18 protein-coding genes are annotated in these 25,980 nt (G+C 71.5%); 1 reads left to right on the forward strand and 17 read right to left on the reverse strand.

Annotated features, from left to right (window positions below; genetic code table 11):
- From AB0L21_RS22505 to AB0L21_RS22525, 5 genes are all read right to left on the reverse strand, one after another.
- A partial coding sequence (locus AB0L21_RS22505) for a sugar phosphate nucleotidyltransferase (RefSeq protein ID WP_365785159.1) occupies positions 1 to 167 on the reverse strand: 167 nt, incomplete at its 3' end.
- Between the two features lie 147 nt (positions 168 to 314).
- Positions 315 to 4,385, reverse strand: a complete 4,071-nt coding sequence (locus tag AB0L21_RS22510) for an Rne/Rng family ribonuclease (protein ID WP_365785954.1) — start codon at positions 4,383 to 4,385, stop codon at positions 315 to 317.
- 260 nt (positions 4,386 to 4,645) lie between these two features.
- Entirely contained in the window at positions 4,646 to 5,422 is a 777-nt protein-coding gene (locus AB0L21_RS22515; protein ID WP_365699975.1) for a TIGR03936 family radical SAM-associated protein, read from the reverse strand.
- 46 nt (positions 5,423 to 5,468) lie between these two features.
- Positions 5,469 to 6,581, reverse strand: a complete 1,113-nt coding sequence (locus tag AB0L21_RS22520) for a hypothetical protein (RefSeq protein ID WP_365785956.1) — start codon at positions 6,579 to 6,581, stop codon at positions 5,469 to 5,471.
- Positions 6,582 to 6,618: 37 nt separating this feature from the next.
- Positions 6,619 to 7,218, reverse strand: coding sequence for a hypothetical protein (locus AB0L21_RS22525; protein WP_365699973.1), 600 nt, complete (start codon positions 7,216 to 7,218; stop codon positions 6,619 to 6,621).
- Between the two features lie 159 nt (positions 7,219 to 7,377).
- Here AB0L21_RS22525 and AB0L21_RS22530 point away from each other — a divergent pair, with 159 nt between their 5' ends.
- Positions 7,378 to 8,583 carry a dipeptidyl aminopeptidase gene (locus AB0L21_RS22530; protein ID WP_365699971.1) on the forward strand — a complete coding sequence of 402 codons (1,206 nt, stop codon included), beginning with the start codon at positions 7,378 to 7,380 and terminating at the stop codon, positions 8,581 to 8,583.
- A 95-nt stretch (positions 8,584 to 8,678) separates the two neighbouring features.
- Here AB0L21_RS22530 and AB0L21_RS22535 read toward each other — a convergent pair whose 3' ends face one another.
- The 12 genes from AB0L21_RS22535 to AB0L21_RS22590 all read right to left on the reverse strand — a co-directional run bounded on the left by AB0L21_RS22535 (position 8,679) and on the right by AB0L21_RS22590 (position 25,844).
- Positions 8,679 to 9,986 (reverse strand): vanadium-dependent haloperoxidase, encoded by a 1,308-nt coding sequence (locus AB0L21_RS22535; protein WP_365785958.1) that lies wholly within the window; start codon positions 9,984 to 9,986, stop codon positions 8,679 to 8,681.
- 410 nt (positions 9,987 to 10,396) lie between these two features.
- Positions 10,397 to 12,358: a TIGR03960 family B12-binding radical SAM protein gene (locus tag AB0L21_RS22540; protein WP_365699967.1), complete on the reverse strand. Its 1,962-nt coding sequence runs from the start codon at positions 12,356 to 12,358 to the stop codon at positions 10,397 to 10,399.
- A 70-nt stretch (positions 12,359 to 12,428) separates the two neighbouring features.
- Positions 12,429 to 13,931, reverse strand: coding sequence for a CYTH and CHAD domain-containing protein (locus AB0L21_RS22545; protein WP_365785960.1), 1,503 nt, complete (start codon positions 13,929 to 13,931; stop codon positions 12,429 to 12,431).
- 49 nt (positions 13,932 to 13,980) lie between these two features.
- Complete coding sequence (rodA, locus tag AB0L21_RS22550) at positions 13,981 to 15,177, reverse strand: rod shape-determining protein RodA (protein ID WP_365699963.1); 1,197 nt, start codon at positions 15,175 to 15,177, stop codon at positions 13,981 to 13,983.
- Positions 15,174 to 17,426, reverse strand: coding sequence for a penicillin-binding protein 2 (gene mrdA / locus AB0L21_RS22555; protein ID WP_365785962.1), 2,253 nt, complete (start codon positions 17,424 to 17,426; stop codon positions 15,174 to 15,176). Before mrdA ends, rodA begins: the two co-directional genes overlap by 4 nt.
- 131 nt (positions 17,427 to 17,557) lie before the next feature.
- A complete protein-coding gene (gene mreD, locus AB0L21_RS22560; protein WP_365699959.1) occupies positions 17,558 to 18,235 on the reverse strand; it encodes a rod shape-determining protein MreD in 678 nt (225 codons plus the stop codon).
- 13 nt (positions 18,236 to 18,248) lie between these two features.
- The gene (mreC, locus tag AB0L21_RS22565) at positions 18,249 to 19,187 is read right to left on the reverse strand and encodes a rod shape-determining protein MreC (protein ID WP_365785964.1); all 939 of its coding nucleotides are present in this window, start codon (positions 19,185 to 19,187) and stop codon (positions 18,249 to 18,251) included.
- A 164-nt stretch (positions 19,188 to 19,351) separates the two neighbouring features.
- On the reverse strand, positions 19,352 to 20,371 hold the full coding sequence (locus AB0L21_RS22570; RefSeq protein WP_014672705.1) for a rod shape-determining protein: 1,020 nt from the start codon (positions 20,369 to 20,371) through the stop codon (positions 19,352 to 19,354).
- 261 nt (positions 20,372 to 20,632) lie between these two features.
- The gene (gene ndk, locus AB0L21_RS22575; RefSeq protein ID WP_014672706.1) at positions 20,633 to 21,046 is read right to left on the reverse strand and encodes a nucleoside-diphosphate kinase; all 414 of its coding nucleotides are present in this window, start codon (positions 21,044 to 21,046) and stop codon (positions 20,633 to 20,635) included.
- Between the two features lie 65 nt (positions 21,047 to 21,111).
- On the reverse strand, positions 21,112 to 21,474 hold the full coding sequence (locus AB0L21_RS22580) for a DUF4233 domain-containing protein (protein WP_365699955.1): 363 nt from the start codon (positions 21,472 to 21,474) through the stop codon (positions 21,112 to 21,114).
- A gap of 9 nt (positions 21,475 to 21,483) precedes the next feature.
- Positions 21,484 to 22,998, reverse strand: coding sequence for a folylpolyglutamate synthase/dihydrofolate synthase family protein (locus tag AB0L21_RS22585; RefSeq protein WP_365785966.1), 1,515 nt, complete (start codon positions 22,996 to 22,998; stop codon positions 21,484 to 21,486).
- 194 nt (positions 22,999 to 23,192) lie between these two features.
- Entirely contained in the window at positions 23,193 to 25,844 is a 2,652-nt protein-coding gene (locus tag AB0L21_RS22590; protein WP_365699951.1) for a valine--tRNA ligase, read from the reverse strand.
- Positions 25,845 to 25,980 lie beyond the last annotated feature (136 nt).

Genomic DNA, 25,980 nt, shown 5'->3' on the forward strand with positions numbered 1-25,980 from the left:
GCGACCTCGGTCAGCCCCACCTCGGCGAAGTTCCCCAGGGTCAGGTCCAGGACCGTCAGCGACTCCTCCGCTCCCTCGGGACCCACCGGCACCAGCGCCTTGGGCAGGGTGTCGGTGTAGGGGCGCAGACGGCGCCCGGCGCCGGCAGCCAGTACGAGGCCTATCATCGCGGTTTCTCTCCTTTGTTTCAGCTGTGCCGAGGCACTGTACGCCGTGACCCGGCTCCGGCGCCCCGGGGAGAACTCGCTCCAAGGCCCCGACAAGGGGGTGTGGTCCCGCCCGAAGGGGCAGGACCACACCCGGTGGGACGAGGCTCAGTCCTCGTCCGCGGCGGTGGAGACCGTGGTGGTCTTCTTCGCCGTCGACTTCGCGGCGGCCGTCTTGGCGGTCTTCGCCGCCTTCTTGGCCGTCGTCTTCTTGGCGGCCGTCTTCTTGGCCGCGGTCTTCTTCGCGGCCGTCTTCTTCGCCGTGGCCTTCTTGGCCGCCGTCTTACGGGCGGTCTTCTTGGCCGGCGCGGCCTCCTCGGCAGCCGTCTCCTCGGTCACCGGAGCCTCGGCGGCCGGGGCCTCAGCCGCCGTCGCCTCCTCCGCCGTGGCCGACGGGACGACCACGACGGCCGCCTCCTCGGGTGCGGTCGGCGCGGTGGCCTGGCGCACCGCGCGGCGGCGCGGGCGGGCCGGGGCGGCGGCGCTCGCGGCCCCCGCCGGCTTCTCGGCCGGGGACTCAGCCGGGGTCCCGGCGACCGGAACAGGCTGCTCCGCCGGTGCCTCGGCCGCGGGCGCCGTCTCCGGCACCGTCACGACGGCCGCCTCGGCACCCTCCGGGGAGCCGGCCGGGGCCGACACCTTCCGGGTCGCCCGACGGCGCGTACGGCCCTTGGGCGCCGCCTCGTCGGCGGCCGGGGCCTCGGCCTGCGGCGCCGGAACCACCTGGTCCTCGGCTGCCACGGGCTCGGCCAGCGCCTCGGCGGCCGGCTCCGGCCGCACCGGGCGCGCCGCCGCCTCCTCGGCGGTGACGTCCTGAGCGGTCGGAACCTCGGCCTCCGCGGCGTCCGCAGCGGCCTTGCCGGCCTTGGGCGCCCGCTCGGCCCTGGGCGCCTTCTCCGCCTTGGGCGCGCCGGCCGGCGCCGACACCCGGCGGCTCGCCCGGCGCCGCGTACGGCCACGGGTGGCCGCCGCCTCCGCCTCGGCGACGCTGCTGTACAGCTCCTCGTCCGGCGCGAACTCGGGCGCGGGCAGGGCCACCGGCTCGGCGGCCTCGGCGGCCACCTCCACGGCGGTCTCCACCTCGGGCTCGACGGCCTCGCCGGTCTCCACGGCCACGGCGGCGGTCTCGTGCACGTGCTCGTGCACGGGCTCCGGCGCCTCGGTGCCCCGGCCGCGCTTCTTGCGCTTGCCGCCGCCACCGTTCGCGGTCGCCTGGTCCAGGTGGACGATGACTCCGCGCCCGTTGCAGTGGACACAGGTCTCGGAGAACGACTCCAGCAGGCCCTGTCCGACCCGCTTGCGGGTCATCTGGACGAGGCCCAGCGAGGTCACTTCCGCGACCTGGTGCTTCGTACGGTCGCGGCCCAGGCACTCCAGCAGGCGGCGCAGCACCAGGTCCCGGTTCGACTCCAGGACCATGTCGATGAAGTCGATCACGATGATGCCGCCGAGGTCACGCAGCCGCAGCTGGCGCACGATCTCCTCGGCCGCCTCCAGGTTGTTCCTGGTGACCGTCTCCTCCAGGTTGCCGCCCTGGCCGGTGAACTTGCCGGTGTTGACGTCGATGACGACCATCGCCTCGGTCCGGTCGATGACCAGCGAACCGCCGCTGGGCAGCCAGACCTTGCGGTCCAGCGCCTTGGCGAGCTGCTCGTCGATCCGGTAGGTGGCGAAGACGTCGACCTCGGAGGTCCACTTCGACAGCCGGCCGGCCAGGTCCGGGGCGACGTGCGAGACGTACCCGTGGATCGTCTGCCAGGCCTCGTCACCGCTGACGATGACCTTGGAGAAGTCCTCGTTGAAGATGTCGCGCACGACCCGGACGGTCATGTCCGGCTCGCCGTACAGCAGCGTCGGAGCGCTGCCGCCGTTCTTGGCCTTCTTCTGGATGTCCTCCCACTGCCCCTGCAGCCGCTCGACGTCGCGGCGCAGCTCGTCCTCGCTCGCGCCCTCGGCGGCGGTGCGCACGATGACGCCCGCGTCCTCGGGGACGATCTTCTTGAGGATGGTCTTCAGCCGGGCCCGCTCGGTGTCGGGCAGCTTGCGGCTGATGCCGGTCATCGAGCCCTCGGGGACGTACACGAGGTAGCGCCCGGGGAGGGAGACCTGGCTGGTGAGCCGCGCGCCCTTGTGCCCGATCGGATCCTTCGTGACCTGCACGAGGACGGACTGGCCGGACTTGAGCGCGGACTCGATCCGGCGCGGCCCGCCCGCCATGCCGAGCGCCTCGAAGTTGACCTCACCGGCGTACAGGACGGCGTTGCGGCCCTTGCCGATGTCGATGAAGGCGGCCTCCATCGACGGCAGCACGTTCTGGACCTTGCCCAGGTAGACGTTGCCGACGTACGAGGTCGACTGTTCCTTGTTGACGTAGTGCTCGACGAGCACGCCGTCCTCCAGGACGCCGATCTGCGTACGCTCGCCGTGCTGGCGGACGACCATCACGCGCTCGACGGCCTCGCGGCGGGCGAGGAACTCGGCCTCGGTGATGATCGGAACGCGTCGGCGCCCCTGCTCACGGCCTTCCCGGCGGCGCTGCTTCTTGGCCTCCAGACGGGTCGAGCCCTTGATGGACTGCACCTCGTCGGACGGCTCGCTGGGCTTGCGCGGCTCGCGGACCTTGACGACCGTGCGCTCCGGGTCGTCCTCGGACAGCTCGGTGTCCACGGTGGTGTCACCGGCCCGACGACGGCGGCGACGGCGACGGCGGCTGCTGGAGTTGGAGCCGGCGGACTCCTCGCCACGCGCCTCGTCGGCGTCCTCTTCCTCCTGCTCGGCGGTGTCCTCGGCGTCCTGCTCGGCCTGCTCGGCGGCCAGTTCCTCGGCGTCCACGCCCTCGCCGGACTCGCCCTCGGCCGCGTCACCGCGCCGGCGACGGCGTCCGCCACGGCGGCGGCGACGGCGCGAGCCGGACTCCTCGAAGCCCTCGGCGCCCTCGGTCTCGTCGCCGTCCTCGCCCTCGGCGAGGTCCTCGGCGGCCTCCGGGGCCTCCTCGGCCTCCTCCGGTTCCTCGGCCTCGGCGGCGGCCTCCACCGGCCTGCTCTCCTCGGCGGCGGCGCCACGGCGCCGCCGGCGCCGGCGGCCACCGGTCTCGACGCGCTCCTCCGCGTACTCCTCGGTCTCGTCGGCCTCGTCCACCTCGGCGGCCTCGGCAGCCGCCTCGGCGGCGGCCCGCTCCGGCGTCTGGAACTGGGGCTCGGTGAACACCGGCGCCTGGAAGACGGCGACGGCGGGGCGGGCGGGCCGGCGCGGGGCGTCGGCCTCCTCCGGCTCGGTGGCCCGCGCAGCGGCGGGCCGCGCGGGCTCGGCGAACCCGGACGCGGCGCGGACGACCCGGCGCCGGGCCCGACGCGGCGCCCCGGCCTCGGCCTCGGCGGCCGGTGCGGGAGCCTGCGGCGCCGGGGCGGGCTGGGTGGCCGCGGCCGGCTCGGTGGTGTGCGTGGTCGCGGGGACCTCCGGGGTGTGGGTGGCCACGGCGGCCTCGGCCTCCACGGCTTCCTCGGTGGCGGGAGTGGTGTCGGATGCGGACACCCGGCGGGTGGCACGACGACGGGTACGGCGCGGAGCGGCTTCCTCGGCCGCGCCGGCCTCCGGCGCCTCCTCGGCGGGCTTCGGTTCCGCAGCGGCGGCGGGGGCTGCCCCGGCCTCCACGGCTTCCTCGGTGCCGGGCGTGGTGACGGGCGCGGACACCCGGCGGGTGGCACGACGACGGGTACGGCGCGGAGCGGCTTCCTCGGCCGCGCCGGCCTCCGGCGCCTCCTCGGCGGCCTCCCGTGCCTCCTCCGCGGCCTCGGCGGCATCGGCGGCCGGAGCCTCCTCGGCGTCCTTCGGAGCACCGGCGGGCGCGGACGCCCGGCGGGTGGCACGACGACGCGGACGCGCGGCGGGAGCCGCTTCCTCGGCGGCGGGCGCCGGCACAGCGGCAGCGGCCTCTTCGGTGCCCTCGGCCTCGGCGATCCCGCCGGCCTCAGCGGTCTCGGTGACGTCCTCCGTCACCTCGGTGATCTCGTCGGCCTCCGCGGCCGGTACGGCCGGCACGGTGACCTCCGTGGGCGCCTCCGCCGCCGCGGCGGGCGGGCCCGCCGGGCGAGAGGCGGCACGGCGACGCCTGCGCGGCGGCAGGGTGTCGCTGGGAGTGTTCAGTTCGGAACCCTCATTGGGTTCGGTCGGTTCGAGCATGCGGGCGTTTCTCCCGTCAGGCTCCCGGGCGCCGCACCTGGTCCGGCGACGGTCTCAGGGACCGTCCGCCGTTGACGTCCGCGGCCGCGCGATGCGCGATGGCCGCCGTCCGGGGCGCGGGCGCCGCACGGGAGCACTCTGTGTCCTGTCTCGCCGGTTCCGTACGCCTTGTCGGTACGGCCTGGCGAAAGTCTTCTGGTCGGTGCGCTGCCCGACCCAGGTGGCTCCCGAGTACGAGGGCGGCGCTACGACGTCCGTCCCTACGCGGGACCTTCCGGCGTCGGCGCCGTCGCGGCGGCGGCCGGCTGGGCCGTCAGGGCCCCGGCAGCCTCGCGGTCGGGCGCGAGCGGGTCGGTCACCGTGCCGGTCTCTTCATCGAACAGCCCCTGCGCCAGCCTGGTCACCGCTGCGGGGACCGGCGGCGCCAGGTCGGCCACGGCGCGGAGACCGGACAGGACGTCGTCGGGTCGTACGGCAGGCGTCACGTGCCGAACAACCAGCCGCAGTATCGCACAGGGCTGGTCGCTAGGCCTATCAGCCGGTGAACCGTGCGTCTCCAGGCTCACCACCGCCGGGCGGGCGTCGAAGGTGCGGACGCCGTTCTTGGTCAGCCGCTGCACCTCGACGGTGTCGGCCTTGGTGAAGGCCTCGACCGCGCGCTCGGCGTCGACCGGGTCGACGCCGTCCAGCCGCAGCTCCCAGACGGAGGCCGTCAGCCGGTCGGCGAGGCCCGAGGTCCGCGCCTCGACCGCCTCGACGACGTCGAGCCCGGCGGGCAGCGACTCGTCGAGGAGGACGCGCAGCGTCTCGGGATCGCGCGCTTCGGTGAGCGCGATCTCCAGGTACTCCGCCTCACTGCCCGTGCCGGTGGGTGCGGCATTGGCGTACGACACCTTCGGGTGCGGCGTGAACCCGGCCGAGTACGCCATGGGCACCTCGGCGCGGCGCAGCGCACGCTCGAAGGCGCGCTGGAAGTCTCGGTGGCTGGTGAACCTCAGGCGGCCGCGCTTGGTGTAGCGCAGTCGGATGCGCTGCACCGCGGGTGCGGGCGGCGGGCCTTCGGGCTGTCGCTTGCCCAGTGTCCTAGTCCTTCGTGAGAGCGGTCGTACTCCTACCAAGAGTACGTGTGTCGCGGGCGGCAGGTTCCCGCCGGTCCACCGCCGCCGGCTTCCGGGGGTCGCCGAACAGCATCCGGCGGACATCCGCGCGGGCCTGCCGCACGGTGTCCCGGGCCGTGGTCAGCGCCTCCCGCGAGACCCGGCCCACCACGCGCAGGCCCTCCGCGACGGGCCGCAGAACGGCGTCCCGTACGACGTGTCCGACCGGGGTGAGGACGGTCCGGTACACCCGGCGCACCGGCTCCACGAAGATCCACCGGAAGAGGGTCCCCAGCGCGCGCCCGACCGCCAGGGACATCCGCCCGGCGACCCGCCAGGCGTGTCCGAGGGCCTCCCCCACCTCGCGCGCGACGACCGCGAGAAACCGGCCGACGGGTGCGAGGACCCAGCGCCACAGTGCCAGCGCGGGCAGCACGAACAGGACGCGGGCGGTCCAGTACAGGGCCAGACCGGCACCGGTGACGAGCAGTCCCAGCAGCCGGCCCAGTCCCCGTGCGCACCACGCGGCGGCCCGGCCGACGGGTGCGAGGACCCAGGTGTACAGCCACCGCGCGGGTACGACCAGCAGGTACCGCAGCAGCCAGGCGACGGACGTGTACGCTCCGGCCCCGAGGGCGGCCAGTACCGCGCCGACGCCCTTCAGCAGCCAGGCCAGTGCGTGCCCGACCGGGGTGAGCACGCGCGCGTACACCCACGCGAGCCCGGCGCCGGCCCCGCGCGCCAGCCAGGCGAGGGTGTGCCCGACGGGGGTGAGGACGTACCGGTAGCACCACACGGCCGGCAGGACGAGGAGGACCTCGCCGAGCCAGGCGACGGCCCTGCCGGCGGGCACCAGGACGTACCGCCACAGGCCCACGAACGGCCACACGAACACGGCCCGGCCGGCCCACAGCAGCGCCCGTCCGAGCGGCCTGAGCACGGTGTCCCGCAGAAACCGCCCGGTGACGACGAGCGCGTCCCACACCATCCGCACCGGCACGACCAGCACCAGGACGACGATCCGCACCGGAAGGCGGACGGCGACGACGAGGCACCCTTCGGGCTGGCGGGACGCGGGCGCCGGCTTCTGGAGGTCCATACAGGGGTAGACGCGCGGCCCGCCCGTTCGGATCCGGTCAGGTCACGCGGGCTTTGTAGGACTCCGGATAGCGTTGCGTGAACTTCACGGCCACGACGAGCAGGGCGATGGGGACGACCCAGTTGAACCAGTCGTCCTGGGCCGGGTACCGGACGGCCAGCCAGGTGGAGACCGTCATCAGGGCGAAGGCCACGCCCCACACGGCCGTCAGCACCCGGTTGATGTGCCGGAACACGGGCGAGTCCCAGAACTCGCGGGGTGTCTGTTCCCGGGCGTACTGCGCGGTGAAGGGATCGGTGAGCAGCGAGCCGAGCGCCACGACGGCCACCAGCCCGTTCGAGATGACCTGGGCGTACGTCTCCAGCCAGGCGAGTTCCCCGCGGTCCAGCGCCAGCGCCAGGACCGAGAGCACGGCGAAGAACACGATGCCGGTCACGTCGAGGACGCGGAGTGTGCCGTGCAGCATGTCCTGCGCCGACAGGACGATCGAGGCGACCAGTGCGGCGAGGGCCGCGTACTCCCAGGTGCTGGGACTGGCCACCACGCCGAAGATGATCCACGGGACGAACGAGAAGAAGACGCCGCCGGAGCTGACGGGCTTCTTGGCCGTGGTCTTCGTCGCCGTCTGCTGAGCCATGGGAAGCCTCCCGTCGGTCCGCGCGGCCACCCCCTTGTTCCCATCGTGCCGCCGAAAGGCCACCCGCCGCCCGTCGTGCGGCCCCGGCGGAGGACCCCTAACGTGAACATGCGGTCCGGACGGTCGAGGGGTACCGCTGCCACCTGCCCGGGAACCGCCATGACCTACCGATTCAGCGAGAACCTCCAGTTCGATTACGAGATCCTGATCGCGCTGGGCTCCGCCTGGCGACAGGGCGCCGATGTGGGCGAGGTGCTGGCCACCGCCTCCGCCGTGGCGGACGGTGACGCGGAGGCGTGGTTCTCCGGCTGGGTCCGGCTGGCCCGCAGGGTCCGTGAGCAGGCCGACCGCAGCGCGGCCGAGGGGCTCGCGGTCAGCGCGCGGAACGGCTGGCTGCGGGCCGCCGGATATCTCGGCACGGCCCTGGTGGGCGTCGACGCGGTCGCTGATCCGCACAAGCGGCTGACGGAGGTGTTCCCCGAGCACCGGGCATGCTTCGACCGCTTCCTGCGGGCCTGGGACCCGCCCGCCGAACCCGTCTCGATCCCGTACGAGGACACCTCCCTGCCCGGATATCTCGTCAGCCCGCCCGGCGCCCCCGGACCGCTGCCCACACTCATCGCCAACAACGGCAGCGACGGCCCGATCAGTTCGGCCTGGACGCTGCTCGGCGCCCCGGCGGTGGCCCGCGGCCACCGCGTCCTGCTCTTCGACGGTCCGGGCCAGCAGTCGATGCTCTTCGAGCGGGGCGTCACCTTCCGGCCCGACTGGGAGAAGGTCATCACCCCGGTCGTGGACTTCCTCCTCTCCCGCCCCGACGTGGACCCCCGGCGGATCGCCCTCGCGGGCATCAGCCAGGCCGGCTACTGGGTGCCGCGCGCGCTGGCCTTCGAACACCGGATCGCCGCCGCGGTCGCCGACCCGGGTGTGGTCCGCGTCGCCGACAGCTGGTGGCGGAACCTCGGCCCCGACCTGCGCGCCCTGTGGGACTCCGGCGACCACGAGGCCTTCGACGGCTCCATCGGGGAGGGCTTGCGGCAGGACCCGGCCCTCGCCGCGATGTGGCGCCGGCGGGCCAAGCCGTACGGCATCGAGTCGCCGTACGCCCTGCTGACCGAGGTGTCCCGGTACGACCTCACACCCGTCGCCGGCCGGATCACCACCCCGCTGCTGATCACCGACCCGGACGGCGAGCAGTTCTGGCCGGGCGCCTCACGGGAGTTGTACGACCTCCTGCCCGGGCCGAAGCAGCTGGTGCGCTTCACCGAGGAGGAAGGAGCCCATCTGCACTGCGAACCGATGGGCCGCGCCCTGTTCGAACAGCGGGTCTTCGACTGGCTGGACACCGTCCTGGCCGCGCTCTAGCCGAGCTGTCCCGCCCGCACCAGCCCCTGGGTCCTCCGGCACTCCCCCGCGCCGGACGTCGTCAACGGCCGGCGCGGGGGAACCGCACGTGCGGTTCAGTCCGAGTCGTCGCCGCACTCCGGCTCGGCCGGCCTCGGCGGGGACGGCTGGGTGCCGTCCTTGGCAACCGGCTGGAAATAGTGGCCCAGCGCCCAGGCGGCCACACGGGTGCCGGCCCGGCAGCCCGCCACGTCCGCCGTGCGGGAGTGGACGCCGCCCCACACACGGGCGTCGACGACGTCCCGGTTGAAGTCGTCGGCGGACCCGTAGAACCGCGTGGTGCCGGTGACCTCGGAGTGGAGGCGGAGGTCGATGCGCGAGGTGCCGAGCACACCGGTCACGGCGCGTGCCACGGCCGCGGCGACGGTCGTGTGACCGGCCAGGTAGTCCGGGTGCGGTGGGGTGAGGAGCAGCGGTTCCCAGGCCGGGTCCGCCGTCGTCGCGGGGTTGCCGTCGGTGTCGGCGAGGCGGATGGCGGTGATCGGCCGCCAGGAGCCGTAGTGGAGCTTGGAGTCCCATGCGGTGACGACGGCGTCGGTCGCCGACGCGTTCACCGCCGCGAACAGCCGGGCCGTCTCGGCGATGCCGAGCCGGTGCCGGGCGGCATGGTCTCGCACGGCTGTCTGGACCTGTTCGACCAGGTTGCCGCTGAAGAAGAGCGCGGTCTCGGTCTGCCGCGCGCTCCTGCCCGAACCGGTCTTCGCGCCCATGGCCTTCAGCTCCTGGACGTCCTCGGCGTAAGCGGCCGAGGAGAGGGCGGGTGGTCCGCCGGGGCGGAACTGCTGCGGGGAGACGAGCAGGAGGGGCCGGAGCCTGGCGAGCCAGGTGTCGATGAAGGGCTGGAACGCGGGCGGGGTGGGCCGCCAGACCCCCGGTGCCGGGGAGGCGGTGAACGGAACGTCCGCGAACCTGCCGTCCCCTTCCCGGAGTTCGACGACGCGGGCGGCGGCCCGCTTTCCGTAGGCGACGCCCCGGTCTCTGGCCTGACCGGCCGGAAGAGCGGCGAGCGAGTCCGCGTAGGCGCTGTCGAGCCGCTCCTTGAAGGCAGGGAAATAGGTGAGCAGCACGTCGTGGGCCGCGGTGGCGGCGGCCGCCGCGGAGGATGCCTTGGCCGGGCCGCGCCCGTGCCATTTGTACAGGGCGTAGCGGCCTTCGATGCCCACCACGGCGTTGTACACGGCGACGGAGACGAACCCCTGCCAGATCGCTGCCTGCCCGGAGGGGCGTGGACCCAGGCTGGTCGTGATCGTGTCGGTGGCGATGGCGTTCCACTCGCGGACCACGGCTGCCGGATCCGCCGCGGTCCGGATGCCCGCGTCGGGGGCACGTGTGGCGGCGGTGAGCGTCACCAGGACGATGGCCACGACGGCGCAGGTGAACGACCGGACAGCCGAACGCGGAGGAACGGGAAGAGAGGGCTCTTGAGGCACAGCGTGCTCCCTGGAGTCGGGTGCCCAAGGCCTAACAGCGGCCCGCCGCGCGAGCAAGACAACGCGCCGCCGAACACCGACGAGCCCCCTTCCCGGCAGAAAGGGGACTCGCAGGATCACACAGTGGCGGCTCCGCGCACGCCCTCGGCACCGTCGCCGCGGTCGCGGATGCGGAGCGTCGAGGCGAGGCGCTCGCCGGCATCTTCCTCATCGCCTACGCCGGCATGACCATCCCGCCGCTCCTCACCGCCGGCGCGCTCCCGGATGCTTCGACGCTGAAACCCGACTCTCCAGGAGCCGGCAGCGGCGTACGGAAATACGCCGACGGCGCCGACTCGCTCACCTCAGTGCGCGTGCCCGCTCGCAGCCGGCGCCGGCCCCGCGTTCTTCACCGTCAGGGGAAGCAGCTTCTTGCCGGTCGGGCCGATTTGTATGGCCGTGTCCATCTGCGGGCAGACGCCGCAGTCGAAGCACGGGGTCCAGCGGCAGTCCTCGACCTCCGTCTCGTCGAGGGCGTCCTGCCAGTCCTCCCAGAGCCAGTCCTTGTCCAGGCCGGAGTCGAGGTGGTCCCAGGGCAGGACCTCCTCGTAGGTGCGCTCGCGGGTGGTGTACCAGTCGACGTCCACGCCGTAGGGGGCGAGGGCCTTGTCGGCGCACCGCATCCAGCGGTCGTAGGAGAAGTGCTCGCGCCAGCCGTCGAAGCGTCCGCCGTCGTCGTACACCGCGCGGATGACCGCGCCGATGCGGCGGTCGCCCCGGGAGAGCAGGCCCTCCACGATGCCGGGCTTGCCGTCGTGGTAGCGGAAGCCGATGGAGCGGCCGTACTTCTTGTCGGCGCGGATCTTGTCGCGGAGCTTCGCGAGGCGCTCGTCCGTCTCCTCGGCGGAGAGCTGCGGGGCCCACTGGAAGGGGGTGTGGGGCTTCGGGACGAAACCGCCGATCGAGACCGTGCAGCGGATGTCGTTCGAGCCCGAGACCTCACGGCCCTTCTGGATGACGCGGGTCGCCATGTCGGCGATCTGGAGGACGTCGTCGTCGGTCTCCGTCGGCAGGCCGCACATGAAGTACAGCTTCACCTGGCGCCAGCCGTTGCCGTAGGCCGTGGCGACCGTACGGATCAGGTCGTCCTCCGAGACCATCTTGTTGATGACCTTGCGGATGCGTTCCGAGCCGCCCTCCGGGGCGAAGGTCAGACCCGAGCGGCGGCCGTTGCGGGTCAGCTCGTTCGCCAGGTCGATGTTGAAGGCGTCGACGCGGGTGGAGGGGAGGGACAGGCCGATCTTGTCGTCCTCGTAGCGGTCGGCGAGGCCCTTGGCGATGTCGCCGATCTCCGAGTGGTCGGCCGACGACAACGACAGCAGGCCGACCTCCTCGAAGCCCGTCGCCTTGAGGCCCTTGTCGACCATCTCGCCGATGCCCGTGATGGAGCGCTCGCGCACCGGGCGGGTGATCATGCCCGCCTGGCAGAAGCGGCAGCCGCGCGTGCAGCCGCGGAAGATCTCCACCGACATGCGCTCGTGCACGGTCTCGGCCAGGGGGACCAGCGGCTGCTTGGGGTACGGCCACTCGTCCAGGTCCATGACGGTGTGCTTGGACACACGCCACGGGACGCCCGACTTGTTGGGGACCACGCGGGCGATACGGCCGTCGGGGAGGTACTCGACGTCGTAGAACGCCGGGATGTAGACCCCGCCGGTCTTCGCGAGGCGGAAGAGGACCTCCTCGCGGCCACCGGGGCAGCCCTCGGCCTTCCACTCGCGGATGATCCGGGTCATGTCCAGCACGGCCTGCTCGCCGTCGCCGATGACCGCCGCGTCGATGAAGTCGGCGATCGGCTCCGGATTGAAGGCCGCGTGGCCGCCGGCCAGGACGATGGGGTCGTCGGTCGTGCGGTCCTTGGCCTCCAGCGGGATGCCGGCCAGGTCCAGCGCGGTGAGCATGTTGGTGTAGCCCAGCTCCGTGGAGAAGCTGACGCCGAGCACGTCGAAGGCCTTCACCGGGCGGTGGCTGTCCACCGTGAACTGCGGGACGCCGTGCTCGCGCATCAGCGCCTCCAGGTCCGGCCACACGCTGTAGGTGCGCTCGGCGAGGACCCCTTCCTGCTCGTTCAGGACCTCGTAGAGGATCATGACGCCCTGGTTGGGCAGGCCGACCTCGTACGCGTCCGGGTACATGAGCGCCCAGCGGACGTCGCACTCGTCCCACGGCTTGACCGTGGAATTGAGCTCGCCGCCGACGTACTGGATCGGCTTCTGCACGTGCGGGAGCAGAGCTTCGAGCTGCGGGAAAACCGACTCGACAGGCATCTCGCGAACCTTCATGAGCTGACAGGGGGGACCATCAAGCCTAACCCGCCCGGGGGCCTCCCCCGAACGCTCAGCGAGCCGCCCCGGACCCGATCTCCTTCCAGAGCCGGGGCAGCTCCGCCTCCGTCTCCGCCGCCCGCGCCTCCTCCCTGCCGTACAGCACGCCGTAGGTGAACGCGCTCTCCCCCGCCGCGTGCGCCACCGCCGCGAGCTCGCGGAGGGTGCGGCGGGCCATGACGCTGTCCTGGTGGTCTCCGAGGAGGGTCGTCAGGGATTTCATGGCCGTGGTGAGGGCGCGGGCGGGGGTGCCGAGCGCCTCGGTGGCCGCCTCGGCGGCGTAGCGGGTGCGCTTGGCCTTCTTGCGGGCGTCGTGCAGGGCGAGGTCGCGGTCCTGCCCCGGCGGCAGCTCCAGCGCGTGCTGCACGACGTCCGTCAGCTTCTTCTCCTGCTTGCGTACGGCCTTGGCGAGCGCCTTGTCCGGCTTCTTGCCGGCCGTCTTGCGCAGCGGCGGGTCCGCGAGGAGGGCGTCCAGGGCGTCCAGCAGGGCCAGATAGCGGCGGGAGTCCAGCACTCCGGTGAGGTGGGCGTGGGCGCCGCCGTGCCGGGCCCGGGACCATGCGGTCAGCCGCTCGGGGACGGGGCCGGTGATCAGGGCGGCGGGGAGCGCGTCGAGGGCGGTGGTCAGGCGGTCGGCCAGCACCTCCTGGTCACGGTCGACGCCCAGCTCGCCCGCGAGCCACTTCAGCTCGGCGCCGAGGGGGCCGGTGACGGTGCGGTCCAGAAGGGCACCGAAAGTGCGCAGGGTGCTGCGGGCGCGGCGGGTGGCGACCCGCATGCGGTGCAGGGAGTCGGGGAGGTCGCGGCGGACGGCGGGGTCCAGCTCGACCAGCGCGTCCCGCTGGGCGCGGAGGTAGGCGAGGACGTGGTCACCTGCGGTCACCGGCGGCGGGGACCCGGCCTTCTTCCGGCGTCGGCCCCCAGCTGTCTGTTCCAGGGCGCGGGCCAGCTTCGACGGCGACCGGGACGGCCGTACGCCCGCCTTGCGCAGCCGTTTCTCCAGCTGGTCGAGGAGGGCCGGGTCGCCGCCGTCGGCCAGTTCCACCTCGATCTCGGTCCACTGGGCGACCCCGCCCTTGCCGTTCAACCGCTCGGCGGTCACGGCGTCGACGCTGGCCTCGGCCAGCAGCACGCCCTCGGCGTCGACCAGGTGCCGGACGTCGCGGGCGGAGCGCAGCCGGACCAGGGGGACGAGTTCGGCGTCCCGGACGCGGGAGCGGACGAGGGCCGCGATCTCCTCGGGGACGGTGTCGGAGAGCGGGGCCTGGATCTCGTCGCGGACTCCGGGGGCGACCGGGAACTTCAGGTGCCAGCCGGCGTCCGTGCCGCCGGTGCGGCGGCGCAGGGTGAGTGCGGCGGCGGCCAGGCGTTCGTCGACGGTGTCGTAGTACGTGGCGTCGAGTTCCATCAGGCCCTTGTCCAGGACAGCCGCCACTGCGCCGACACCGGTCAGGTCGGGCAGCCCACTGTCGTCGGACTCGTACTTGCGCTCGATCTCGCGTTTCGCATCCGCCATGCACCGAATCTAGTGTCCGGGGCGCCGGTACGGCAGAGGGCGCCGAGGCCTACGCCGACATGGGCCGTTGCACCTTGATCGACTGCAACAGTCCTACCGCGACCCACACCGCGAACATGGACGATCCGCCGTACGACACGAACGGCAGGGGGAGACCGGTGACCGGCATGATGCCGAGGGTCATGCCGATGTTCTCGAAGGACTGGAAGGCGAACCAGGCCACGATCCCGGCGGCGACGATCGTCCCGTACAGCTCGGTCGAGTCACGCGCTATCCGGCAGGCGCGCCACAGCAGGACACCGAGGAGGAAGATGATGAAGCCGGCGCCGACGAAGCCCAGCTCCTCCCCCGCGACCGTGAACACGAAGTCGGTCTGCTGCTCGGGCACGAACTGGCCGGTCGTCTGCGAGCCGTGGAACAGCCCGGCCCCGGTGAGTCCGCCGGAGCCGATGGCGATGCGGGCCTGGTTGGTGTTGTAGCCGACACCGGCCGGGTCCAGGTCCGGGTTGGCGAAGGCCGCGAACCGGTTGATCTGGTACTCGTCCAGGATGTGCAGCTGCCAGATCGCGATGCAGCCGATGACGCCGGCGGTGAGCAGACCGAAGACCCAGCGGTTGGAGGCGCCGGAGGCGAGCAGCACGCCGAGGATGATCGCCACCATGGCCAGCACCGAGCCGAGGTCGGGCATGAGCAGCAGGATCAGGATCGGGACGGCGGCCAGGCACAGGGACTGGAAGACGGTCCGGTGGTCGGGGTACGGCTTGTCGCCCGCGTCCACCCGTGCGGCCAGCATCATGGCCATGCCCAGGATGATCGTCACCTTGAGGAACTCGGCGGGCTGGAGCGAGAAGCCGCCGATCACCAGCCAGTTGCGCTGGCCGTTGATCGTGGCGCCGAGCGGGGTGAGGACCACCAGGGCGAGGAGCACCGACAGGCCGTAGAGGATCGGCACGGCGTTGCGCAGGGCGCGGTGGCCGAGCCAGACCGTGGCGATCATCAGGGCGATCCCGATGCCCAGGTTCATCAGGTGCCGGATCAGGAAGAAGTAGGGGTCGCCCTGGTTCAGCTCGGTGCGGTTGCGGGTCGCCGAGTACACGAGCAGGGAGCCCAGCAGGGACAGGGCGGTGGCCGCGAGCAGTATCGGCCAGTCGAGCCGGCGGGTGAGCGAGTCGCGGGCGAAGATCCTGGTCCAGCCGGCTCGCTCGGGGCCGTACCTGGAGACGGAGAAGCTGTTCGCGCCGGTCATGAGGGCATCCTCCGGCTTCCCCTCCTGCGAGGCCGCCTGCGGGTGTCGCGGTTGCCCGTGGCGGGCGGGGGCGTGGTGCCCGCGGGCTGCTGGACGTCGCCGTTGGTCGGGTTGTTCTTCTGGGCGGCCTCGGCGTCCTTCGCCGGGTCGCCGGTGACCTTCGGGGCGGCGATGGTGCCGTCCGTGCGGACCTTGGGCAGGCCCTTCTGCGGTTCCGGCAGCAGCGCCTTCTTGGTGTCGATGGAGCCGTCGCCCTGGACGCCGTAGAGCGCGCTGTAGATGTTGCGCACGGCCTCACCGGAGGCGCCGGAACCCGTACCGGCCTGGGCGATCGTCATGATCACCGTGTAGTCCTTGGAGTAGGTGGCCAGCCAGGACGTGGTCTGCTTGCCGTAGACCTCGGCCGTGCCGGTCTTGGCGTGCAGCGGGATCTTGTCCTGCGGCCAGCCGCCGAACTTCCAGGCCGCCGTACCGCGGGTGATGACGCCCGCGAAGGCGTCGTTCATGCCCTTGAGGGTGGCCTGGCTGACGGGCAGCTTGCCGCGCTTCTTCGGCTTGATCTCCTGGACGGTCTTGCCGTCGGCGCTGATCACCGCCTTGCCGATGGTCGGCTGGTACATCGTGCCGCCGTTGGCGACGGCTCCGTAGATCACGGCTTCCTGGATCGGGGTGACGAGGGTGTCACCCTGGCCGATGGAGTAGTTGATCGAGTCGCCCTCGCGCATCTTGTTGCCTTCGAGGCAGTTCTCGTAGGCGATCTTCTCGACGTAGGAGCCGTCCTTCTTGCCGCTCTTGCACCAGGCGTCCTTGTTGGCCTTCCAGTACGCCAGCTTCCACTGGCGGTCGGGGACGCGGCCGGTGACCTCGTTGGGCAGGTCGATGCCGGTCTCCCTGCCGAGGCCGAACTGGTGGGCGGCCTTGTAGAAGTAGTCCTTCGGCTGGCCCTTCTTGGGGTTGATGCCGCCGTCCTTCTTCCACTCGTTGTCGGCCAGGTAGTAGAAGACGGTGTCGCAGGAGACCTCCAGGGCGCGGCCCAGGGGGATCGGGCCGAAGCTCTCGCCCTCGAAGTTCTTGAAGACCTGGCCGCCGACCGAGTAGGAGCTGGTGCAGGGGTAGCGGCCGTTGAAGTCGTAGCCGGCCTCTACGGCGGCGGCCGTGGAGACCACCTTGAACGTCGAGCCGGGGGCGGCCTGACCCTGTATGGCGCGGTTGAGCAGGGGGTAGTCCGAGTCCTTGCCGGTGAGGGCCTTGTAGTCCTTGGCGGAGATGCCGCCGACCCAGACGTTCGGGTCGTACGTCGGCGCCGAGGCCATGGCGACGATGCGGCCGGTCTTGGCCTCCATCACCACGACGGCACCGGAGTCGGCCTTGTAGTTGGTGCCGGTGATCTTGTCGAACTGCTGGCGGGCGGCCTTCATCGCCTTGTCCAGCTCGTACTCGGCGACCCGCTGGACGCGGGAGTCGATGCTGGTGACCAGGTTCGAACCGGGCTCGGCCGCGTCCGACTTGGCCTTGCCGATGACCCGGCCGAGGTTGTCGACCTCGTAGCGGGTGACGCCGGCCTTGCCGCGCAGGACCTTGTCGTACGTCCGCTCCAGGCCGGAGCGGCCGACCATGTCGGAGCGCAGGTAGGGCGAGTCGGTGTCCTTGGCCTGCTGGATCTCGGCGTCGGTGACGGGCGAGAGATATCCGAGCACCTGTGCGGTGTTGGACTTGCCGGGGCCCGGGTAGCGGCGGACGGCCTCGGGCTCGGCGGTGATGCCGGGGAAGTCCTCGGAGCGCTCACGGATCTGCAGGGCCTGCTTGGCGGTGGCCTCGTCGGTGATCGGGATCGGCTGGTAGGGCGAGCCGTTCCAGCAGGGCTGGGGGGTCTTGGCGTCACACAGCCGGACCTTCTGCATGACCTCCTCGGGGCTCATGCCGAGGACGCCGGCCAGCTTGGTGAGGACGGCCTTGCCGTCGTCCTTCTGCTTCAGCAGGTCGGTGCGGGAGGCGGAGACCACCAGGCGGGTCTCGTTGTCCGCGAGGGCGACGCCGCGGGCGTCCAGGATGTCGCCGCGCACGGCCGGGTCGACGACCTGCTGGACGTGGTTGCCGGACGCCTCCTTCTGGTACTCGGCGCCCTCCCGGATCTGCAGGTACCACAACCGGCCGCCGAGCGTGCCGAGGAGGGAGAGAACGAGGATCTGGCTCACGACGAGCCGGATCTGGACCCGTGGGGTCCGACCGGTCTCGGGGATGTTGGTCACTGCGGCTGTCTCCCCCTCTCAGTGCGCATGTGCGAGAACGCGTACGAATGATGAACGACCAGCCTGTGAACCCGCGTTCCAGGAAGGCTGACCCGTTCGAGTGAACTCATCCGGGTGGAACTCCCCGTCCCTCACAGGCGCTTGACCCCCTTGATGCGGCCGGCCCGTGCGGAACGCGTGCGCGCCTTGGCCTTCAGGGCGCCCAGGCCGCTGCGCTGGCTGCCGATGCGCAGGCCCGTGCCGGAGGACAGCCAGCCCGAGGAGATGTCCCCGGCCTTGGCCGCGGGTCCGGTCTCGGTGAGCGGGTCGTTGTCGGCGCGGCGGGCCAGCCACATCACGCCGGGTACCACGAACGGGGCGAGCAGCAGGTCGTACAGGGCGGCGGAGAACAGCAGTCCGGTCAGGCCGACATGGCGGGCGGCGGTGTCGCCGACCAGGGCGCCCACCCCGGCGTAGAGCAGGGTGGAGCCGATGGCGGCGGCGACCACGACGGCCATCGGGCCGGTCGCCGACTTCAGCCGGCCGTTCTCCGGCCTGATGAGCCCGGCGAAGTAGCCGATGACGCACAGCACGAGCGCGTACCGGCCGGCCGCGTGGTCGGCCGGCGGGGCCAGGTCGGCGAGGAGACCGGCGCCGAAACCGACGAGGGCGCCGCCCACATGGCCGTAGACCATCGCCAGGCCGAGGACGGTGAGCAGCAGCAGGTCGGGGACGGCGCCCGGCAGGTGCAGCCGGGCGAGGACGCTCACCTGGATCACCAGGGCCACGACGATCAGCGCGGTGGACAGCAGGATCCGGTTGACACGCATGGGGATACAGCTCCTACTGCTGCTCGTCGGTGGCGGGGGCGTCGGCCGACGGGGTGACCGTCACGGTCACCGTCGGCGTCGGGACCGGCTTCGGCTTGGCCGGGAGCACGGTGTCCCGCGGGTCCTTCCTCGGTGCCGCCACGACCACGCCGACGATGTCGAGCTTGGTGAAGCTGACGTACGGGGTGACGTACAGCGTGCGGGTGAGGCCTCCGCCGGAGGGGTCGACGCGGGAGACCACGCCGACCGGGACACCGGGCACGAACGGCTTGTCGGCCTGCGAGCCGAACGTGACGAGCCGGTCGCCCTTCTTCACCTCCGCCTTGCCGTTGAGCAGTTCCACGCGCAGCGGGCGGTCGCCCTGCCCGGAGGCGAAGCCGAGTTCGTCGCCCGCCTCCATGCGGGTGCCGACGGTGAAGTCCGGGTCGTTGGCGAGCAGCACGGTGGAGGTGCTGGGGCCGACCGTGGTGACCCGGCCGACGAGGCCGTCCCCGTTCAGGACGGTCATGTCCCGCTTGATGCCGTCGTTGGCGCCGGCGTCGATGGTGATGGTCCAGGAGAAGCCCTGGGCCGAGCCTATGGCGATGACCTGGGCGCCCTTGATGCCGTACTGCCCCTCGCCGGCCACCTTGAGCAGCTTGTCGAGCTGCCTCAGGCGGCTGCGGTTGCGGTCGTCGCTGCCGAGCTTGGCCTTGAGGGCCGCGTTCTCCTTCTCCAGCGCGGCGAGCCGGTCGTGCCGGCTGCCGGAGTCGCGGATCGCGGAGACGGCGTTGCCTACCGGGTCCACCGCGGAGGACAGCCCGTTCTCGACCGGGCCGAACACCGCCGCGGCGGCGTGCCGGGCACCGTCGACCGGGGAGTTCCGGCCTCCGCGGATGTCCACCGTGATCAGCGCGAACGCGATGGCGACCAGCAGGACCAGGAGCAGCCGGCTCTCTTTCGTGTCCCTCACGTGCGGCGGCCGTGCCCTTCCTCAAGTAGGAATTCGTCGGACCCCTGGAGAACGCGCATGCCGCGACGTGACCCAAGAGGCCCATGTGTGGGAGCTTATGCCTCTATATCAACGATCCGCCGCACGAGAGGAGAACGTCTCGTACGGCGGAATCGAAGAGTGCGTCATCTGCGCGGCTGGGCGTCCAGGACCTGCTGCAGTGCCTCGAACTCCTCGACGCACTTGCCGGAGCCGAGCGCGACGCTGTCCAGCGGGTCCTCGGCGATGTGGATCGGCATGCCGGTCTCCCGCCGCAGCCGCTCGTCGAGCCCGCGCAGCAGGGCGCCCCCGCCGGTCAGAACGATTCCCCGGTCCATGATGTCGCCGGACAGCTCCGGCGGGCACTTGTCGAGGGTGGTCTTCACCGCGTCCACGATCGCGTTGACCGGCTCCTCGATCGCCTTGCGGACCTCGGCCGCCGAGATGACGACGGTCTTCGGCAGCCCGGACACCAGGTCCCGGCCGCGGACTTCGGTGTGCTCGTCGGTGTCGAGGTCGTACGCCGAACCGATGGTGATCTTGATCTGTTCCGCCGTGCGTTCACCCAGGAGGAGGCTGTACTCCTTCTTGATGTACTGGATGATCGCGTTGTCCAGTTCGTCGCCGGCGACGCGGATGGACTGGGCGGTGACGATGCCGCCGAGCGAGATGACCGCGACCTCCGTGGTGCCGCCGCCGATGTCCACCACCATGTTGCCCGTGGCCTCGTGGACCGGCAGGCCGGAGCCGATGGCGGCGGCCATGGGCTCCTCGATGATGTGCACCTGACGGGCGCCGGCCTGGGAGGACGCCTCGATGACCGCCCGGCGCTCGACGCCCGTGATGCCCGAGGGCACACAGACGACGACCCGCGGCCGGGCCAGATACCGCCGCTTGTGGATCTTCAGGATGAAGTAGCGGAGCATCCGCTCGGTGATCTCGAAGTCGGCGATCACCCCGTCCTTCAGCGGACGGACCGCCACGATGTTGCCCGGCGTCCGGCCGATCATCTTCTTCGCTTCGGCACCGACCGCGAGGATCCCACCCGTGTTGGTGTTGATCGCCACGACGGACGGCTCGTTCAGTACGATCCCGCGACCCCTGACGTACACCAGCGTGTTGGCGGTCCCGAGGTCGACAGCCATGTCACGGCCGATGAACGACATTGAGTTCCCCATCCGGATTCATCTGGCCTTCCTGAGCTTTTGAGGGCATGTCAGGTCGGCGAGGCGGGTGCTGTGACGTGAAGGCTTCCATCGTAAACGCGCCTGCACGAACACTGCGCGAGGGTCTCCGCCATTGTCACCAGATGGCGTGCCGCCCCGCTTGTGGAGACGGGCGTTCGGGGGCGCTCGTTCCCTCAAATGCCAGGAGTGTCCCGGAAAGGTCCGGGCGTGGTCCCGGACCTTCTCCGCGGCGGGCGGGCGTTACGCGCGGCCCGGGAAGAAGATCTTCACCTCGCGCTCGGCGGACTCCTCGGAGTCGGAGGCGTGGATCAGGTTCTCGCGGACGATCACGCCGTAGTCACCGCGGATCGAACCGGGCGCGGCGGCGATCGGGTCGGTGGGGCCGGCGAGCTGGCGCACGCCCTCGATGACCCGCTCGCCCTCCACGATCAGCGCGACGACCGGACCGGAGGACATGAACTCGACCAGCGGCTCGTAGAACGGCTTGCCCTTGTGCTCGCCGTAGTGCTGCTCCAGCGTGTCCTGGTCCAGGGTGCGCAGCTCCAGCGCGGTGATCTGCCAGCCGGCCTTGCGCTCGATACGGCTGATGATCTCGCCGGTCAGGCCGCGACGGACGGCGTCGGGCTTGAGGAGGACGAGGGTGCGCTGGCTCACGGGAGGCTCCTTACACGACTTGCGGGTGCGGTGGGACGAGGTTACAGGGCGTGTCGGGGCCCTTGTTACGCAGCGTCAGCCGTGGAGGAGGAGGACTGTGCCTGGGCCGCGAAGCGGGCCTTCGCCTCGTCCACCTTTCTCCCGAAGTGCACCGACGCCCACCACAGCGCCGCGAACACCGCGCCCAGGAAGTACATGGTCGGGACGAAGACACCGGAGGCGATCAGGGCGATCTGCAGGGCCCAGCCGAGGGCCACCCCGCCGGGCCGGGTCACCATGCCGCACAGCAGCACGCACAGCAGCATGGCGATGCCGCTGACCAGCCACACCGTCGACGTGGTCAGGTCCGGGTCCTTCATCGCGACGAGCCCGGCGAAGCCGATGACGAAGAACTCACCGATCAGGGTCGACGCACAGAGCGTACGCATGGTCGACTCTCAGCCCTTCCCCAGCAGCAGCCGGGCCTCGCCGACCGTGATGACGGAACCGGTCACCAGCACACCGCCGCCCGCGAACTCGCCCTCCTCCTCGGCCAGCGTGATCGCGGCCTCCAGGGCGTCCGGCAGCCGCGGCTCGACCTGCACCCGCTCGTCGCCGAACACCTCGACGGCGATCGCGGCCAGCTCGTCCGCGTCCATGGCGCGATGGCTGGAGTTCTGCGTGACGACGACCTCCGCGAAGATCGGCTCGAAGGCCTCCAGCAGCCCGCGCACGTTCTTGTCGCCGCTCGCGCCGACGACCCCGATCAGCCGGGTGAAGTCGAACGCCTCCCGTACGGCCTCGGCGGTGGCCTCGGCACCCGCCGGGTTGTGCGCGGCGTCCAGCACGACGGTGGGAGACCGCCGTACGACCTCCAGCCGGCCCGGCGACGACACGGCCGCGAACGCCTTGCGCACGGTGTCGATGTCCAGCGGCTCGGCGCGCTGCGCGCCGACGCCGAAGAACGCCTCCACGGCGGCGAGCGCGACGGCCGCGTTGTGGGCCTGGTGGGCGCCGTGCAGCGGGAGGTAGACCTCGGGGTACTCGCCACCGAGGCCGCGCAGCGTGAGCAGCTGCCCGCCGACGGCGACCTGCCGGGCCACGACGCCGAACTCCAGCCCCTCACGGGCGACCGTGGCGTCGACCTCGACGGCCTTCTTCAGCAGCACCTGCGCCGCGTCCACCGGCTGCTGGGCCAGGATGACGGTCGCGTCCTGCTTGATGATGCCGCTCTTCTCGCCGGCGATCTGCGCGTGCGTCTCGCCGAGCCGGTCGGTGTGGTCGAGATCGATGGGGGTGACGACGGCGACGTCGCCGTCGATCACATTGGTGGCGTCCCAGGAGCCGCCCATGCCGACCTCGACGACGGCGACGTCCACGGGGGCGTCCGCGAAGGCCGCGTACGCCATGCCGGTGAGTACCTCGAAGAAGGACAGCCGGTACTCCTGCTGCCCGTCCACCATCTCGACGTACGGCTTGATGTCCTGGTACGTCTCGATGAACCGCTCGGCGCTGATCGGGGCGCCGTCCAGGCTGATCCGCTCGGTGATCGACTGCACGTGCGGGCTGGTGTAGCGGCCGGTACGCAGCTCGAAGGCGCCGAGCAGGGCCTCGATCATGCGGGCGGTGGAGGTCTTGCCGTTCGTGCCCGTGATGTGGATCGAGGGGTACGACCGCTGGGGCTCGCCGAGTACGTCCATCAGCGCGGCGATCCTGGCGACCGAGGGCTCCAGCTTGGTCTCGCCCCAGCGGGTGGCCAGCTCCGCCTCGACCTCACGCAGGGCCTTGTCGACCTCGGGGTCCTCGGGGCGGGCGGGCACGTCCGCCTGCAAAGGGCCGCCCTGGGTGCGCAGGGTGCGGCTGCCGGCCTCGATGACCGCGAGGTCGGGGTCACGGGTGGTCTCGGCTTCGATGATCTCGTCGAAGGAGTCGAGGGGGTCGGGGGTGTCGCTGGTGCCGGGCGCTTCGCTCACGAGGCCCAGTCTACGGAGCGGGTGCCTGCGGCGCGGCGCCGGTATGGGGTGGCTTGTCTTGTCGGCCGGCCGCGGGCCGCCATGGGCTGGTCGCGCCCGCGCGGCGCAGCCGCACATCGATACGGCCCCGCGCCCCTGACGGGGCACGCCGAAGGCCCCGGCGCCGCACCGGCACCGGGGCCTTCGCCAACCGCTCACGCCTGCGGCAGCTTCTCCAGCTGGGCGGTGATGCGGGCGATGTCCTCGTCCGCCTTGGCCAGGCGCGTGCGGATCTTGTCCACCACGTTCTCCGGGGCCTTCGCCAGGAACGCCTCGTTGCCGAGCTTGGCCGTGGCCTGGGCCTTCTCCTTCTCCGCTGCGGCCAGGTCCTTGGCCAGGCGCTTGCGCTCCGCGGCGACGTCGATCGTGCCGGAGAGGTCGAGGGCGACCTCGGCGCCCGCCACCGGCAGGGTCGCCGTGGCCGTGAAGCCCTCGCCCTCCGGCTGGAGGCGGAGCAGCTGGCGGATGGCGGCCTCGTGCGGGGCGAGCGGCGTGCCGTCCAGCGTCAGGCGGGCCGGGACCCGCTGGCCGGGCTGGAGGCCCTGGTCGGCGCGGAAGCGGCGGACCTCGGTGATGACCGACTGGAGGGTGGCGATCTCCTGCTCGGCCGCCGCGTCACGGAAGCCGCCCGGTGCGTCGGCACCAGGAACGGACACAGCCTTCGGCCAGTCGGCGACGACGATCGACTCGCCGCCCGTCAGCGTCGTCCAGAGGGTCTCCGTGACGAACGGGACCACCGGGTGCAGCAGCTTGAGGGTGACGTCCAGGACCTCGCCGAGGACGCGCTTGCTGACCTCCGCCGGCTCGCCGCCCGCCTGGAAGACCGTCTTGGACAGCTCGACGTACCAGTCGAAGACCTCGTCCCACGCGAAGTGGAAGAGGGCGTCGGAGAGCTTGGCGAACTGGAAGTCGTCGTAGTACGCGTCGACTTCGGCGATCACCGAGTTGAGGCGGGAGAGGATCCAGCGGTCCGTCGCCGACATCGCCGACGGGTCCGGCAGCGGGCCCTCGACCGTCGCGCCGTTCATCAGCGCGAAGCGGGTCGCGTTCCAGATCTTGTTGGCGAAGTTGCGGGAGCCCTGGACCCAGTCCTCGCCGATCGGCACGTCGACGCCCGGGTTGGCGCCGCGGGCCAGGGTGAAACGCAGGGCGTCGGAGCCGTACTTGTCCATCCAGTCCAGCGGGTTGACCGCGTTGCCGAAGGACTTCGACATCTTCTTGCCGAACTGGTCGCGGACCATGCCGTGCAGGGCGATGGTGTGGAACGGCGGGGTGCCGTCCATCGCGTACAGGCCGAACATCATCATCCGGGCGACCCAGAAGAACAGGATGTCGTAGCCGGTGACGAGGACGGAGTTCGGGTAGAACTTCGCGAGCGACTCGGTCTGTTCGGGCCAGCCGAGGGTGGAGAACGGCCACAGACCGGAGGAGAACCAGGTGTCGAGGACGTCGGTGTCCTGGTGCCAGCCCTCGCCGGTCGGCGGCTCCTCGTCCGGGCCGACGCAGACCACTTCACCGTTCGGCCCGTACCAGACCGGAATCCGGTGACCCCACCACAGCTGGCGGGAGATGCACCAGTCGTGGAGGTTGTCGACCCAGTCGAAGTACCGCTTCTCCATCTCCTGCGGATGGATCTTGACCTTGCCGTCGCGGACGGCGTCGCCGGCGGCCTTGGCCAGCGGGCCGACCTTGACCCACCACTGCATGGACAGACGCGGCTCGATGGTGGTCTTGCAGCGCGAGCAGTGGCCGACGGAGTGGACGTACGGCCGCTTCTCGGCGACGATCCGGCCCTCGGCGCGCAGTGCGGCGACGATCGCCGAGCGGGCCTCCAGGCGGTCCATGCCCTGGAACGGGCCGTGGACGGTGATGACGGCGTGCTCGTCCATCATGGTGATGGCCGGCAGGTCGTGGCGCTGGCCGATCTCGAAGTCGTTCGGGTCGTGCGCCGGGGTGACCTTGACGGCGCCCGTGCCGAACTCGGGGTCGACGTGCGTGTCCGCGACGACCGGGATGGAGCGGTCGGTCAGCGGCAGCTTGATGAGCTTGCCGACGAGGTGCTTGTACCGCTCGTCGTCCGGGTGGACGGCGACGGCCGTGTCGCCGAGCATCGTCTCGGCGCGGGTGGTGGCGACGACGATCGAGTCGTCCCCGTCGCCGTAGCGCATCGAGACCAGCTCGCCGTCGTCGTCCTGGTACTCGACCTCGATGTCCGAGATCGCGGTCAGACAGCGCGGGCACCAGTTGATGATGCGCTCGGCCCGGTAGATCAGCTCGTCGTCGTAGAGCTTCTTGAAGATCGTCTGGACGGCCTGGGACAGGCCCTCGTCCATGGTGAAGCGCTCGCGCGACCAGGCGACGCCGTCACCGAGGCGGCGCATCTGCCCGGAGATCTGCCCGCCGGACTCGGCCTTCCACTGCCAGACCCGCTCGACGAAGGCCTCGCGGCCCAGGTCGTGCCGGGACTTGCCCTCCTTGCCCAGCTCGCGTTCGACCACGTTCTGCGTGGCGATGCCGGCGTGGTCCATGCCGGGCTGCCACAGCGTCTCGTAGCCCTGCATCCGCTTGCGGCGGGTGAGGGCGTCGATGATCGTGTGCTCGAAGGCGTGCCCGAGGTGCAGGCTGCCCGTGACGTTCGGCGGCGGGATGACGATCGTGTACGGCGGCTTGTCGCTCTTCGCGTCCGCCTCGAAGTAGCCCCGCTCTACCCAGCGCTCGTACAGCGGCCCCTCTACATCGGCCGGCGCGTACTGGGTCGGCAGTTCGGTGTCGGGCGCGGGTGGCTGCTGCTGAGCGTTCTCGGTCACGGGGGTCAGTTTAGAGGTGTCACGGGGTGGTCCCGAAACGCCTTTGTTCTGTAACGGTGCGGCCCCCGGTGCCGTGCTGTTTCCGCGCCTGGGCCAGGATGTCAGGAACACATAAGCTTCTGGAGGGGAACCCAGG

The organism is Streptomyces sp. NPDC052721 (assembly GCF_040678315.1).
Lineage (GTDB): Bacteria > Actinomycetota > Actinomycetes > Streptomycetales > Streptomycetaceae > Streptomyces.

Coding starts and splice junctions, on each gene's coding strand:
- AB0L21_RS22540 (WP_365699967.1), bottom strand. CDS start 12,358: ATGCCTGTCGAGTCGGTTTTCCCGCAGCTCGAAGCTCTGCTCCCGCAC.
- mreD (WP_365699959.1), bottom strand. CDS start 18,235: ATGCGTGTCAACCGGATCCTGCTGTCCACCGCGCTGATCGTCGTGGCC.
- AB0L21_RS22570 (WP_014672705.1), bottom strand. CDS start 20,371: ATGTCGTTCATCGGCCGTGACATGGCTGTCGACCTCGGGACCGCCAAC.
- rodA (WP_365699963.1), bottom strand. CDS start 15,177: ATGACCGGCGCGAACAGCTTCTCCGTCTCCAGGTACGGCCCCGAGCGA.
- AB0L21_RS22545 (WP_365785960.1), bottom strand. CDS start 13,931: ATGGCGGATGCGAAACGCGAGATCGAGCGCAAGTACGAGTCCGACGAC.
- AB0L21_RS22580 (WP_365699955.1), bottom strand. CDS start 21,474: ATGCGTACGCTCTGTGCGTCGACCCTGATCGGTGAGTTCTTCGTCATC.
- AB0L21_RS22530 (WP_365699971.1), top strand. CDS start 7,378: ATGACCTACCGATTCAGCGAGAACCTCCAGTTCGATTACGAGATCCTG.
- AB0L21_RS22520 (WP_365785956.1), bottom strand. CDS start 6,581: ATGGACCTCCAGAAGCCGGCGCCCGCGTCCCGCCAGCCCGAAGGGTGC.
- AB0L21_RS22525 (WP_365699973.1), bottom strand. CDS start 7,218: ATGGCTCAGCAGACGGCGACGAAGACCACGGCCAAGAAGCCCGTCAGC.
- AB0L21_RS22510 (WP_365785954.1), bottom strand. CDS start 4,385: ATGCTCGAACCGACCGAACCCAATGAGGGTTCCGAACTGAACACTCCC.